Origin of the sequence: Amphibiibacter pelophylacis (assembly GCF_037688875.1) — a bacterium.
GTDB classification, from domain to species: Bacteria; Pseudomonadota; Gammaproteobacteria; order Burkholderiales; family Burkholderiaceae_C; genus Amphibiibacter; species Amphibiibacter pelophylacis.
This window is the reverse complement of the sequence record NZ_JAWDIE010000033.1, coordinates 1-13,047: the sequence shown is the minus strand read 5'-3', so window position 1 is coordinate 13,047 and position 13,047 is coordinate 1. Positions and strand designations below refer to the sequence as shown.

Genomic DNA, 13,047 nt, shown 5'->3' with positions numbered 1-13,047 from the left:
CGGGCCACCGTCACCAACCAAGACGCCCGAATCTGGCGCTTGCCTGTGCATGACCTTGTGGATGACGAAAGTTATCCACGCTGAAAGTGTCTTTCGCGTAAGTTGTTGATTCTCAAAGAATTAAATTCTGTATCCACAGAACCGCACGCTGAAAGTGTCTTGCGCCATGCGCTGAAACTGTCTTGCGTTTACGCTGAAAATGTCTTGCGATCCGAAGCCCGAAAAGCGCGCAAAGCCTTGCCAGCATTGGCTATTTTGGCCGCCGTGCGGCCTGCCCCCTGTAGTTCTTGCCTTTAGGTTTTTTTTCCTTTAGAAAATGTACCTAGTAGTTGGAACCGCCGCCGTTGTGAACAACGGCAAAAAGGCTGCCGCGAAACGCGGCAAACACCGCCTACCCTCCGGTCGCTTCACTCCCTGCGCCCCGTCGCTTCGCGCCGGCCTGAACAATGGATGGCCTTCGGCCATGCCGATTTAAGCGCGGCACCTGCCGCGCGGTGTGGCACCACCGCCGCAGCCAGGAACAGGCATCACCTGGGCGCATAGGCCGCAAGGAAGTCAAAAGACCAACAGCCAACAGCCAGAAGGCTCTAATGGCTGGCCTGCGGCCAGGACGTGAAGAACGAAGCGCGGCACTTGCCGCGCGGTGCAGCTCGACGGCCGAGGTAAGGCATGGTCTAAGCGTCCCGACCGGCAAGCCGGCCGGCATGGCCGCAAGCGGCCACCCCTGCGGGGCGCTAAGACCGGGACAAATCACGCCCGGCCGACAAGTCGGCCGCCCGCTCAGCCCGGCGCGTGTGCGCGCCATGCCGGAACCGTTCGTGGTGATCGAGAGGCCGCAAAAACCGTTTAGAAAGAGGAAGGGGGTGCCCTGCCCTCGATTGCGCCCTGTAGCAGCCGCAGGAGGCCCGCCAAGGCGTTTTCTCGACCTTTCCCATACCGAGGGTGCAGCAAGGGCCAAAGCGGCTTAAATCGCGTCCTACGGGCTTTTGCGTTCGCGTGTTGCGTCTCCGTGGTGCCTAGTGCTGGCATTGGCCGGAAATGTCCCGGTTTGCGTGGGGCGGCCTGCCCTGTTGCTGTTTCTTACTTGTTTTATTCTGTTTTATTGTTGTTGCATTACTTGTTTTATGGGTGTTATAATTCGCTTGTGGCCAATCCTGGCCGCACCAACCGAAGGAGCTACACAATGCAAAAGAATGTTTTCGTCGGCAACCTCGCGCGGCCAGCCAGCGTGACCGGCGCGGGCGACCGCGCCGTAGCGCGTTTCACCCTGATTGCGAACGAGTACGCCGGCAAGGACAAGGACACCGGCCAGACCCGCGAACGTGCCGTGGCGATCCAGTTCACCGCGTTCCGCGCGAAGGCCGAGACCATCGTCAAGAACGCCATGAAGGGCGATCAACTGATTGTTGATTACCGCGTCGAAAACAACGACTACGAGAAGAACGGCGAAATCGTGTACGGGTACAACTTCATCGTGGAAGACTTCGCGTTCGGTGCGCCGGGCAAAGAGAAGCGGGAACAGTTCAGCCGGGCGGGTGAATAACTCATGACATCCCCCGCCCCAAGGATGGATGCCGCTCAGTTTGAGCGCGTGGCGTCCAAATGCAAAAGATGGTCGGAGCGTTCCTTGGGCGTTGCAAAAGCGTTGATCGTCGAAGGTGCGTCGCTGTCCGAAGCGGCGGCGGCGCACTCGATGTCACCGCAGCAAGCGAACGTTATTCGCGGCCGTTTTCTCGCCAAGGCCGAAGACCTGCGCATTGAAGAATTCATGAGCAGGGAGAAACCGAAGCTGGCGGGTTCAGCACTTGAGCCGTATTCCGCGCAGATGCAGACCCTTCGGGACAAGGGTTACACGATTGAACAGATCGTGGCGTTTCTCAAAGAAAGCGGCGTTTCCACTTCACCGACAACAGTTCGGACTTTTTTAAGGAGCAATCGGGCATGAAAACCATCGTTCTGGCGAACCAAAAAGGCGGCGTCGGCAAGTCGGCCGTGGCCGTCCAACTGGCCTACTTTTTCCACCTCATCATGGGCAAGCGCGTGCTGGTGATCGACTTCGACCACCAACGCAACAGCTCCAAGGCGATCAAGACCGGGGGCATTGCCGCCGTGTCGCAGATGCCGGCCAGCCGCCTTTTGACGGCCAAAGTCGGCGGCGTGGAAGACGCTGAATTTGTCTTGGTGTCGGCCGACAATGCCGAGCTGCTGAAAATGGAAAAGCAGGCCGACAAGCACAACGCCTTCGCGTCGAACCTGCAAGCGTTCTTGCAGGCGGTGCATAACGACTTCGACGTTTGCATCATCGACACGAACCCTAACCCTGACATTCGACAGCTTTCGTCGCTGGTTGTCAGCGACTACGTTCTGTCGCCGCTGCAACTGAATCAGGAGGCCATCGACGGTATCGGCGATCTGCTCAACCATGACAGCATCGGTATTCGCAAGATCAAGGCCGCGATCAATCCCAAGTTGGAATTGATTGGCATCCTGCCGAATCTGGTCGAACCGACGCCCTTCCAGCGCGACAACTTCCGCGAACTTTCGACTCACTTCGCCAAGCTGCTGATCCCGATGGACGCGGGCTTTGCTGCGATCAAGAAGACCACGGCGGTTCCCGAAGCCCAGGCGGCGGGCGTGCCCGTCTGGAAACTCGGTAAGACGAGCGGGCGCGAGGCGTGGACGCAGATCAAGCCGGTATTTGAAAAAATCGCTTCAATCATGGAGGTTCAATAAATGGCACTCGACCTTTCCGCCCTGGAAGAAAAACCCACTGCCCCGGCCGTGGCCGGGGCGGCGCAGCCGACCGGCAAGCCGCTGGACATTCCCCTTGCCGACATCGAGGAAGACCCCGACCAGCCGCGCAAGGAATTTACGCCAGAGGCCATGCAGGAAATGACCGACAGCATTCGGGCGCGTGGTGTGAAAACGCCCGTATCCGTTCGCACTCACCCGAGCAAGCCCGGTAAGTGGATGCTGAACTATGGCGCGCGCCGCTATCGCGGTTCGCTAGCGGCTGGCCGCCCTACTATCCCGGCTTTCGTTGACGAGTCGCACGACGACTACGATCAAGTCATCGAGAACATCCAGCGCGACGACTTGAAGCCGATGGAACTCGCGTTGTTCATCAAGAAACGCTTGGATGCTGGCGACCAGAAGAAGGCCATTGCAAAGAACCTGGGCAAAGACGGCGCAATCATCACGCAGCACCTTGCGTTGATTGATCCGCCCGCCTGCATCGAAGACGCCTACAGTAACGGCAAATGCACGTCGCCTAAGACGCTGTACGAGCTGCGCGGCTTGCATGAGAAGTTCCCCGAGCAAGTCGAAGCATGGTGCGCCGAGGCGGCCGAAATCACGCGCAAGACGGTTGCCGATCTGGCCGACGAATTGAAGGGCAAGAAGAAGCCCGCACCGGCCGCGCCTGCTGCTGGCGAAGGCCAGCAGGGCGGCGAGCCGGGCGGTAGAGGCGATGCCTCGAAATTTCGTCATGACCAAATTCCGGGCGGCGCTGGCGAAGGCCAAGGCGGCAACGGTGGCGCAACCGGCGAGAGCGAAATCGACGGCGGCAAGGCGAAGCCTGCCAGCAAGAAGGGCGACGACAACGGCCAGGGCGACGGTGCAGGCACTGGCGAGGATGGCGAAGCGGGCCGCGATACGGGCGAGCTGACAAGCTGGCCGAAGGGCCGCGCCGTGTCCGATCCCGACCGCATGAGCAAGCCGCTTTTGCTGGTGGAATTTGACGGGCGTTCGGCGGCTGTTTTGCTGAATCGCCGGCCTAGCTCTGCTGGCCTGATTCATATCCGCTTCGAGGATGGCGGCGGCGATCAAGAAGTAGATGCGGGCGCTTGCAAAATCAACCTGCTGACCGAAGCCGAGAAATGACCATGAAACCGGCGATCATGAAAAGCGCAGTCGGCCTTATCGTGGCCGGTGCGTTGCTTGCGTTTGCTGCCCATAGGCAGCAAGCGCAAGCCGCCGACGTGGCCGAAGTATGCGACCTGACATTTACCGGGAACGTCCAGCTTCGCGGCGTTCCCGTTGCACGCACGAAGGCCCAGCAAGCGAAAGGACTTTCCAACCGCGATGACGCCGGACCGGGAATGTTGTTCGCGTTTGACCCACCGGGCAAACTGGCCTTCTGGATGCGAGACACCCGAATTCCGTTATCAATCGCGTTCGTGTCCGAGGATGGAACCCTGTTCGTCATCGAGGACATGCAGCCCGAATCCGACGAATACCATTTGTCGATGAAACCCGCCAAGTACGCCTTGGAACTCGCACAAGGCCAGTTCCAGCGTGAAGGGCTTGCAGTCGGTTCCCGGCTGCTGAAAGAGGATTGCCGACCTACGAAGTAGGCCGCGTTAGAAGTGATCGACACCGCCAAGTTTTGGCGGTTTTTTTTGCCCGAGAACAATCCGTGCCCGAAATCCCGCACAGATCGTTCTACGGGGCGCTTTCAAGACCACGTTTTCAATCCCAAGAGCAAAAAACGCTTGGTCATGACCAAAAGTGTGGGGGGGTGTGGTCTATTGCAGGATAGGCTAATCGCCGGTATAGTGTGCGCACAGCTTACACATTGATCCCCCCCTTTTCACTTTTGCATGACCTGTTGGAGCCGTTATGGAGAAACCGAGCCGTGCCATGAACATCCACCTGGGCGCAGACCTCAAAGCGCGCTGGGTGGATTACTGCGCCGGTCTTGGAAAGACGCCCGGCGCAGCGATCAAAGAGGCCATCGAGCAGCAGCTAGAGAAAGCCGCCAAGAATCCACCGCCGCCGCCTATGCGCCAGACTGGTGAAGCGCCCGACGATGAACCCAAGGTGCGGTTTGAAATCCTCATGACCAAATCCGAAAAGCTGGCCGTGCTGGAACGCTCCAACCTTGAGCGTTGTTCGCAACGGCGCTGGATCATTGACGCGATCCGGGCGGGCCTTACGCGCGAACCGCAGTTCGGCATGAAGGAAATCGACGCGCTGGGCGAGTCGAACTATCAGTTGCTTGCCATCGGGCGCAACCTCAACCAAGTAGCCAAGGCCATGAACGAGGGGCGGCGCGATTCAGTCACGATTGAATCAATCGAACGGCTTCGCGCCATCATCGACGCGCATACGGAGAAAGTCAGTGGTGCTATTCGGGCCAGCCTTGAGCGGTGGAACATCGAATGAGTAAGACCGTAATCGACGGCATCATCAAGGATTGGGGCGAGCGTCTTCACTACGCGCCGATCAAGGGGTCGAAGGGCCGGAACATCCGCAGCGGAGGCAGCACGAAGCCCGCGAAGCCAGCGCCGCCCAGCGGGCCGGCCACGAAAGAGAAGGTAGCCAGGACGGCCAAGAAGACGGCCGAAGTCATGGTGAAAATCTCGGGCGGTGGCAAGAACATGAAGCACATCAAAGCGCACATGGACTACATCTCACGCAATGGCGAGGTGGAGATAGAGGACGAGAACGGCGACATTCATCAGGGCATGGAGGCCGTGCGCGACGTGCGCGACTCATGGGCAAAGGGCAAGATCGGCATTCCCTACGAAGGCGAGAAGCGCAAGGAAGCCTTCAACATCGTGTTGTCGATGCCGCCCGGCACCGACCGGCAGGCAGTCAAGGACGCCGCGCGAGAGTTCGCCAAGCAAGAGTTCGGCAATCACCAGTACGTTTTCGCCGCTCATGACGACGAGAAGCACCCGCACGTTCACCTTGCGGTCAAGGCCGTGGGGAATGATGGCATTCGCTTGAACCCGAGGAAGGGCGACTTGCAATTTTGGCGCGAGCAGTTTGCCGAGAAATTGCGCGAGCAGGGCATAGAGGCGAACGCCACACCACGCAGGGCGCGGGGCGTGGTGCAGAAGGCCGAGAAACAGGCCGTGCGCCACATTGACGCCGAATTCGAGCAGGGTAAGCGCCAAGAGCCGGCCCGCGTCACCAGGGCGAAAAGGCAGGACGCCGAAGCCGAGGTGAAGACAGGCAAAAAGCGCGCCAACCCAGCGCAAGACAATATCAGCGCAGCCAGGAAAGACACGCAGAAGGCATACGGCCAGATCGCGCGGGCGCTGGCGACTGGCGAGGCCGAAGACAAGCAAATTGCGCTCGATATCGTTCGACTGGTGCAGACCATGCCGCCAGTCGTGACGAAGCATGAGGCCCTTGTGCAGAGCTTGCGCAGCAAGAACGGTAAGACCGCCGAGCGCGAGGCCGAGCCGCAGCGGCCGCAGCCGCAGCGCCAGGAGCAGGGCAGGGCGACCCCAGGCGACGAGAAGACCCGATAAGCAGACGAAAAAAAACGCGGGCGGCCCGCGTTTCTTTTCTGCGTTTTCCCATTTTCAGCGGTACAAGTCGCCCAATTTGGCCCGGTGAACGTCGTTGATGTGGGCGACGGCGTTGCGGCCGTCACGCACATTGGCAATCGCTAGTTCGCTGGCCTTCGTGAAGCGATGGCCGACCCGGATCGAACGTTGTATTCAGCCAGGGCGGCATCGTATTTGTCGGCCTCGACCCAAAAGCCGCCACGCTCAGGGACGCCGACATAGCGCGGTGCCTTGATGTCGGTATAGGCGTTGTTGTTGTAGGCCGTGCAATACGACGGCAGGCTGTTGCTGATGTAGGTTTCGCCGCTGTCGCCATTCCAGTTCCAAACGCGCAGCGTCGAATTCAGCGAGGCGTAATCGCAACGGCCTGCGCCGTTGGTGATGGCATCGACCAGGGCGACCATCTTTTCGTCTTGCGTTGCGGCCGGGCACAGATTCAAGAAGCTCTTGCGTTTCTTGATTGTGTCGGACAGCTTCTTAGCCGTGATGCTGAAATACCGTTGCAGAGACGGCGCGCACTCGCTGGGCCGGGTGCCAGATGAAAGGCAAAGCACGGCTTCGCAAGCGAGCCGCACGTCACCTGTAAAAAGCCCATCATCGGCGTGCGCGGGCGCAGCCGTGAAGAACATCGCGGCGAGCGCGGATGTGATGGCAAGACGTTTCATGAAAATGTTCCTCCTACTGGTTGAAAACTTCGATGTCCACGCGGCGATTCAGCGACCTTCCAGCCGCTGAAAAGTTATCCGCAACGTAATCACCGGCCGACACGTAGTTGACCGAAATGATGGCCGGTGAAACTCCCTGCCCGATCAAGAACCGTTGCGCAGCCAGGGCGCGGTTCAGGGCTACTTTTTCGTCCGCAGTGCTGGGACGTTGGCCGTCCGTGCGTCCGCGTACTTCGATCCGGCGCGCTTTGGCGAGCAGCGGCAGCAGTTGTGCGCTGTCGTTGGCGCTCAGGTAGAAATTCGTGCCGTTGTAGGGGAAATGCACGCTGAACGTGCGCGAGCGCGCAGGCGGCGGGGCCGGCTGCAAAACGGCCGGTGAAATCACCGGCCAGGCTTGCTCTACTCGAAGTTTTTCTTCTGCCTGCGCGAGCTTCGCGCGGAGTGCAATCGTTTCGGCCGTCTCGGGAGTGTTGACGGCTTGGCGGGTTGAGCCGTCCACGACTGGCGGCTTTGGCGGCGACGAGCATGCGGCCAAAGCGAGGATGCTGGAAAGAACGACCAATTTACGCATTGTGTGACTCCGATATGTGCTTTTTGCAGAACCAAGATTATATATCTTGGCAAGCACTTTGTAATCATAAGACGCGCTGAATCTGTCTTGCGCTTGCGTGGTGTGCGTTGATTGGCGACAAAGACGAGCTGGCCAGGCTGCCGCGGCGTCACCACGGCGCAGGCCGCACAAAAGAAAAACGCCTTGTGTGACAAGGCGCTTTTCGATTTTCAAGACAGATTCAGCCTCAGTTCATCGGGTGCGTTCGGCGTTCCGCTCGACCACCGGGCCGGTGCGTTCTGCCTGCTGCGTCTTGGCCGGTGCTGCCTTGTCGTACACCGGCACGGCCGGCACCTTGTTCGCCTTTTCGCGTTCGGCCATGCGAGCGCCGACAGCGGCCTTCAAGGCTTCACGCTGGGCCGGGTCTTTCACCTTGGAGTCGATGAACGCCGAGGCGACGGCTTCGGCGACCTTCGCCTTGTCCGACTTCTCAACGTCCCACTGGTTGCGGTTCGTCGTGATTTCTTCCTTGCCAATGACGTTGCCGGCCTTGTCGCGTTTCAGAGCTTCCACGGTGACAGGCGTATTGCCGCGATATTCCAGCTTCACATCGTCGCCGGTCTTCACCTTGCCTTCGCCCATCGCGCGCCTCAGATCGACGCCCCAAACAGTTTTCTCGCCCTGGTCGGTTGCCAGCTTCACGAAGTAGTTGGGCTTTTCCTTCGGGTCATGGTTGAAGTTGGCCGCGCCGTGTTCAAGAACGCGGCCAGCGTAGGCCCGCAATGCCGACTTGGCGGCCGTTTCGACGGCCTGCCCTACCATCCCCTTGCCTTCGGCCCTGTCGGGCGCTGCGGCGCGTTCCTGGCGCGCTGAATCTGTCTTGCGGCCGGCGTCCTGGCGCTGCTGTTCCGTGTTGCGCTCGCGTGCCGTCTGGTCATGCTCAACACTGTTGCGCATCGCCCGTTCGCGCTTGTCTTCCAGCAGTTTCAAATCCTGTTCCGTGGGCTTGTAGCCGCGCGCTTCGATGCCGCGCAAGCTGGCTTCCATCCAGACTTCGCGCTGAAAGTCGGGATGGCCGGAAACCTTGATGGTCTTCCAGCCCTTGGCTTCGGCCATCGTCGCCATAGCCTTTGCCACGCGGTCATCGTTAGAGGCCGACACCATGCGTTCGCCCTTGTCCTTCATGGCGAGCTTGCCCGGCTGATCCTTGAAGTAGAACTTCGCCCCGGCAACGCGGAATTGGCTATGAACCTGTTCCATCAGCTCCACTTGCCGGTTTTTCTCGCGTTCGGTGTACTGCTGCGCATCCCGGTCAGTGGTGCCGCCAGTCCGTTCCGCGATGTCGTTCGCGTCGTCCTGTTCCAGCGCCTTTTCAGACAGGTTTTCAACGTCGATGCGCTTGCCTTCGGCCTTGATGCCAAGCGCCTCTTGCTCGCGTGCCAGTTGTTCACGGTCGCGCTGGCGAAGTAGAGCAGCACGCGCAAGGCCCTCTTGAATTTCTTCCGGGCTGAACTGTTCGCGTTCTTCTTCCTTGACCTGTTCAACCGTGTTCTTTTCGTCGGCCGCGTCAGGTTCGAGCTGTTCGATCTGGATCAACTCGACGGCCTTGCGGGCTTCCTTCATGGCCGCGCGCCGGGCGCTTTCTTCCGGCGTCATGCCGTATTCGTTCATCAGGGCTTCGCCCTTCAACGATCCCTTGGCTTCGCCATGCTCCATGATGGCCTTGGCGTTCTTGTCGCCCACCGAGTCGGCCAGCGTGTCGGCGTCAATGTCCTTGAGCTTGCCCACGGTCTTGTTGCCCATGTGGAAGGAGACGTTGAACGCCTGTTCTCCGTCCTTTTCGCTGCGCTCAAAGCGGATCGACGTCACCGTTTTGTCGTTCAGCGTCATGACGCCATAGGCCGGGCCGCGTTCAGACGCATCCAGCACGGCCGCAATCTGCCGCGCTTCGTCTTTCTGTTGTTCGGTTGCCATGCTGTCCCCCTTATCGTTCGATGCCGGCGTCGGCTTGTTTTTCCTGCGCCTGCGCAGGGACGGGCTTGGACTTCACCGCTTGCGGTTGCTCCCGGTTGAACGCCTGTTCGGTGACGTTGCCCAGGTGCTTCAAGAAAGCCTCGCGCTGGTTTGTGTTCTTGATGTTCTCCTTGGCGTAGTCGGTGGCCTGCTTCATGAAGTCTTCCGCCTTCATGGCTTCCTTCGCGGGGGCAGGCGGCGCGGTTTTCTCGGGTGCGTCTTTCGCGGGTTCGGCGGCCTGTTGCTTGCTCTTGTCCGACCAGTGATAAGCCTTCGCCTTATCCCCGGTGTAATGCACTTGGACACTGGTGCCGTTCATGGTTTTCTTAGCGTTCAGCAGCGCGAGCGAAGCGCCTTGCAGAGCCACATCGTCTTTGTGATGAACCACGGCAGACAGGCGTTCTTTGCCGACCGCTTGAACGATGAACTTGTCATTGTTCAGGATGACGGGGCCGTAGTAGCTGCCGTTTTCCTTCGCGGTGGAAATGCGAGCGGTGATGTTGTTGCCCTGCGCGTCTTTGATGCGTTCCCCGGCAGCATCGACCGGGTTCAGCTTGTTGATTGCGTAGTCCCGAACTTCCTTCGGCACTTCTTCAATCTTGTGCAGGTAGCTGCCTACGACTTTACTGGCGGGACGTTGAGCGGCCGGAGAACCGGCAGTGCGTTCATTCATGATGTGGCTCCTAACTATTAAAAAATGTGACTCTCGATAAAGTCACTCTTGGGCTGCGCCCGCATTAGTCGCCGCTTAAAAAGCGACGACCAAATTCAATGCCTATTCCGCATTTTTGTTTGAAGGAAGGGGCTTGTCAAGCACGCTCAAATCGAGTATTGGCGCGTCATTTTCGGTTTCACCGACGTATTCCGGCACCGCTTCCATTTCATCCAAAGCGGCCAGCATTTCAGCTTCATCCATCATCCCGTCATCGGGTGGCGTGAAGTCTTCCATCATCGCGGCAAGTTCTTCATCGGTCGGCCCGGCCGGCTCGATGTCCGCTTGGTCATGACCAAGGCCATGATCCGCTTCATCGTCGGCCGGTTCGTCGTCGGCCGGCTCGATGGTGTTCGCTGCGACTTCCTGCCCGCCGTCATCGGCCGCCTGCGCGTCCAGGGCCGCCAGTTCGTCATCGCTGGGCCGCTCGCTGGCCCCGTCTTCGTCCACGTCGGGCGCTTCGCTAGCGTCGTAGCCGTTGGCCGCGTCCAAGGCATCAAAGAAGCCATCAACGAACGCTTCAACCTGTTCGGGTTCGATGCCCGAGCCTTCGGGCAGCGGCACCTTGGAGAAGTCCAGGGCGAGCGCGCGCAGGTCGATGCCCTTCTCCACGTCGGCCACAGTCAGGGCGCGGCTACGCGACTGAATAACGGCTTCGTGCAGGTCAAGGTTCAGCAGTGGAATCGACACCGCGCATTCACCCGAACCCCAGGAGTCTTCAAGCTGCTTTTTCGTCGGCAGCTTCTTGCCGAGTTTCGCCAGTGAAGGCGCAACAGATTTCAGGCGATCAACAAAGACATGATCCGAAAAGTAGTTGATCTTTTCGCACCGGATCGCCTTGGTATTTTCAAGGCTGATGATCTGCTCACGCTGGCTCATTTCCTTGAGTTCCTGCGGCATCATGAGCGCCCGCTTTTGATCCGATTCCGACTCGCTGCGACCGCCTGCCGACTTGCCGCCGAGCTGGCGACTACTGCCCTTGGCCTTGAACGTGTAGTAGCCGAGAGCTTCCGAATATTCGTTCGCGTCCCGCTGCTCCCGAGGTGTAAAGAAAATCTGGCACGCATGGTTCGTGACGAAGGTTCGGGCGTTCTCGCGGCCGTAGCCCTTCGGCGCTTCCGCTTCCAACTGTCCGGGCGACTGGATGATGTTCAGCATGCGCAGGCCGTAGCCGGCCATGTACGAATTCGCCTTGTCGATAATGCCGATGCGGCCGGGCGCGGTGAATTCGTCGTCCAGCATCAAGACGGTGTACTTGAGGTCAGGCGACGAGTGCAGCAGGCGGTTCGTGTTGAGGTTCACCAACTGCGTGTAGAACATATTCATCAACAACTTGGCTTCGGCCAGCTTGTTTGCCGGGATGCCCAGGTAGATCGACATGCGCTTCTTGCGCACGTTGCGCAAGTCGAAGTCGTTCGCACTGGTGGCGGCATCAACGATAGGGCTGGCCCAAATGGTCAGCGGCACGTTGAACGAAGCCATGATGCTTGACAGCGTGTTGTCCGACGTGGCCGTGAAGCGATTCAGAGCATCTACGCATTCCATCGACAGCGGCGGCAGGCCCACGCCGTCCCATTCCAGAATCGGCACCAGTTTTCGGGTGACTTCAATCTCGGCACCGGCCACCTTGAACAGCGTTTCGACTTCCTCGATGTCGGCCGCCGCCACGTCCTTGACGACCACAATCGGCGCTTCGTCGCAGAGGTTTTCCGCTGCGGCTTCACTGATGCCGGCAGCGGCCATGATTGCCTTCACCACGTCGGCGCGTTCTTCGCCCACGTCGTTCAACATCACGTCGCCGAACTCGCGGTAGTTGCGCTGCGTCACGATGTCTTGAATGTGCTGCTTGACCGGCTTGCCCTTACCGGACGACTGGCGAAGCAATTCGCCCATCGTGCGCGGCAGGGTCGGCGTTTCGCACAGATACAGCGTCAGGCCCAAGAACAGGTTGCGGGCGGCATCATCGAAAAACGCATCGCGGCCTTCGCCCGGATAGAGCGAGTAGCCGATTGCCAGAATGTCCGTGACTCGCAAGCGCGGATCGTCGCCGATGTAGCCCAACGGGTTGTAGCGGTGCGTCCGGCCGTTGAGCGGGTTCCCTTCGGCATCCTCGGAAATCGAGAAGGGATTGAACAGATAGACCTCTTGGCCCCACTTCGCGCGGTACTTCGACGTTATGAGGAAGTTTTCTAGCTTCACGTCCAGCACCACGACCGATTCCGACCAGTTGAGCAGGTTCGGAATCACGACGCCGACGCCCTTACCCGAGCGAGTCGGCGCGGCCAGCAAGACGAACTGCATGCCGGCGAACATCAAGAAGCGGTTCTTCCACTTGCCGACGATGATGCCGGTATTGCCGAACAGCCCGGCCTTTTCAATCTCGCCGGCATTGGCGAAGCGAGCTTCACCATGCAGTGAGCGCACTTCGCGCATGGCTGCAATCATGGCGACGATTGGCACGCCGTAGGCCACCACGGCGGCCACGATGCCCGACACCTTGAGGCGCTTCGCTACCACCGGATCAGCTTGGTAAAACTGCCAGTACGTCCACCACGTAGAGAAGTCGGTTTTGCCGAAGGGGTTCGTCTTGCTGAAAGCGAAGAAGAAGAAGCCAGCCAGCCAGACCGCGCCCACAGTGGCGGCGATGAACACCACCACGCCGAACAGCCATTTAAGCCACTTTGGCATTTCCATAAGTTGAGTCCTTATCGCTCATTGGTGACGCAAGCCGCCACCAGGTTGCATAGAGTTGTCGCCAATGGCGAAGGGAGCCGATCAGCCGATTGGTGACGATGCGCCGACCTA

12 protein-coding genes are annotated in these 13,047 nt (G+C 59.5%); 7 read left to right on the top strand and 5 right to left on the bottom strand.

The window, feature by feature from the left end; genetic code table 11:
• The first annotated feature begins 1,183 nt into the window (after positions 1-1,183).
• The 7 genes from RV045_RS14105 to RV045_RS14075 all read left to right on the top strand — a co-directional run bounded on the left by RV045_RS14105 (position 1,184) and on the right by RV045_RS14075 (position 6,263).
• The gene (locus RV045_RS14105; protein ID WP_423236436.1) at positions 1,184-1,543 is read left to right on the top strand and encodes a single-stranded DNA-binding protein; all 360 of its coding nucleotides are present in this window, start codon (positions 1,184-1,186) and stop codon (positions 1,541-1,543) included.
• 3 nt (positions 1,544-1,546) lie between these two features.
• Positions 1,547-1,945 carry a hypothetical protein gene (locus RV045_RS14100; RefSeq protein ID WP_423236435.1) on the top strand — a complete coding sequence of 133 codons (399 nt, stop codon included), beginning with the start codon at positions 1,547-1,549 and terminating at the stop codon, positions 1,943-1,945.
• Entirely contained in the window at positions 1,942-2,733 is a 792-nt protein-coding gene (locus RV045_RS14095; protein ID WP_423236434.1) for a ParA family protein, read from the top strand. Before RV045_RS14100 ends, RV045_RS14095 begins: the two co-directional genes overlap by 4 nt.
• On the top strand, positions 2,734-3,882 hold the full coding sequence (locus RV045_RS14090; protein WP_423236433.1) for a ParB/RepB/Spo0J family partition protein: 1,149 nt from the start codon (positions 2,734-2,736) through the stop codon (positions 3,880-3,882).
• Positions 3,879-4,355, top strand: a complete 477-nt coding sequence (locus RV045_RS14085; protein ID WP_423236432.1) for a DUF192 domain-containing protein — start codon at positions 3,879-3,881, stop codon at positions 4,353-4,355. Before RV045_RS14090 ends, RV045_RS14085 begins: the two co-directional genes overlap by 4 nt.
• Before the next feature lie 286 nt (positions 4,356-4,641).
• Positions 4,642-5,166, top strand: a complete 525-nt coding sequence (locus RV045_RS14080; protein WP_423236431.1) for a plasmid mobilization relaxosome protein MobC — start codon at positions 4,642-4,644, stop codon at positions 5,164-5,166.
• Positions 5,163-6,263 (top strand): relaxase/mobilization nuclease domain-containing protein, encoded by a 1,101-nt coding sequence (locus RV045_RS14075; protein WP_423236430.1) that lies wholly within the window; start codon positions 5,163-5,165, stop codon positions 6,261-6,263. Before RV045_RS14080 ends, RV045_RS14075 begins: the two co-directional genes overlap by 4 nt.
• 140 nt (positions 6,264-6,403) lie before the next feature.
• Here RV045_RS14075 and RV045_RS14070 read toward each other — a convergent pair whose 3' ends face one another.
• The 5 genes from RV045_RS14070 to RV045_RS14050 all read right to left on the bottom strand — a co-directional run bounded on the left by RV045_RS14070 (position 6,404) and on the right by RV045_RS14050 (position 12,936).
• Positions 6,404-6,967: a TrbM/KikA/MpfK family conjugal transfer protein gene (locus RV045_RS14070; protein ID WP_423236429.1), complete on the bottom strand. Its 564-nt coding sequence runs from the start codon at positions 6,965-6,967 to the stop codon at positions 6,404-6,406.
• Positions 6,968-6,980: 13 nt separating this feature from the next.
• A complete protein-coding gene (locus tag RV045_RS14065) occupies positions 6,981-7,751 on the bottom strand; it encodes an OmpA family protein (RefSeq protein ID WP_423236428.1) in 771 nt (256 codons plus the stop codon).
• Positions 7,752-7,769: 18 nt separating this feature from the next.
• A complete protein-coding gene (locus RV045_RS14060; RefSeq protein ID WP_423236427.1) occupies positions 7,770-9,491 on the bottom strand; it encodes an LPD7 domain-containing protein in 1,722 nt (573 codons plus the stop codon).
• A 10-nt stretch (positions 9,492-9,501) separates the two neighbouring features.
• Entirely contained in the window at positions 9,502-10,203 is a 702-nt protein-coding gene (locus RV045_RS14055) for a KfrB domain-containing protein (protein WP_423236426.1), read from the bottom strand.
• A gap of 102 nt (positions 10,204-10,305) precedes the next feature.
• Entirely contained in the window at positions 10,306-12,936 is a 2,631-nt protein-coding gene (locus tag RV045_RS14050; protein WP_423236425.1) for a type IV secretory system conjugative DNA transfer family protein, read from the bottom strand.
• Between the last annotated feature and the right edge of the window lie 111 nt (positions 12,937-13,047).

Excerpts from the sequence above, each read along its gene's own strand:
- RV045_RS14105 (WP_423236436.1), top strand. The coding sequence starts at position 1,184 with ATGCAAAAGAATGTTTTCGTCGGCAACCTCGCGCGGCCAGCCAGCGTG.
- RV045_RS14100 (WP_423236435.1), top strand. The coding sequence starts at position 1,547 with ATGACATCCCCCGCCCCAAGGATGGATGCCGCTCAGTTTGAGCGCGTG.
- RV045_RS14095 (WP_423236434.1), top strand. The coding sequence starts at position 1,942 with ATGAAAACCATCGTTCTGGCGAACCAAAAAGGCGGCGTCGGCAAGTCG.
- RV045_RS14090 (WP_423236433.1), top strand. The coding sequence starts at position 2,734 with ATGGCACTCGACCTTTCCGCCCTGGAAGAAAAACCCACTGCCCCGGCC.
- RV045_RS14085 (WP_423236432.1), top strand. The coding sequence starts at position 3,879 with ATGACCATGAAACCGGCGATCATGAAAAGCGCAGTCGGCCTTATCGTG.
- RV045_RS14080 (WP_423236431.1), top strand. The coding sequence starts at position 4,642 with ATGAACATCCACCTGGGCGCAGACCTCAAAGCGCGCTGGGTGGATTAC.
- RV045_RS14075 (WP_423236430.1), top strand. The coding sequence starts at position 5,163 with ATGAGTAAGACCGTAATCGACGGCATCATCAAGGATTGGGGCGAGCGT.
- RV045_RS14070 (WP_423236429.1), bottom strand. The coding sequence starts at position 6,967 with ATGAAACGTCTTGCCATCACATCCGCGCTCGCCGCGATGTTCTTCACG.
- RV045_RS14060 (WP_423236427.1), bottom strand. The coding sequence starts at position 9,491 with ATGGCAACCGAACAACAGAAAGACGAAGCGCGGCAGATTGCGGCCGTG.
- RV045_RS14055 (WP_423236426.1), bottom strand. The coding sequence starts at position 10,203 with ATGAATGAACGCACTGCCGGTTCTCCGGCCGCTCAACGTCCCGCCAGT.
- RV045_RS14050 (WP_423236425.1), bottom strand. The coding sequence starts at position 12,936 with ATGGAAATGCCAAAGTGGCTTAAATGGCTGTTCGGCGTGGTGGTGTTC.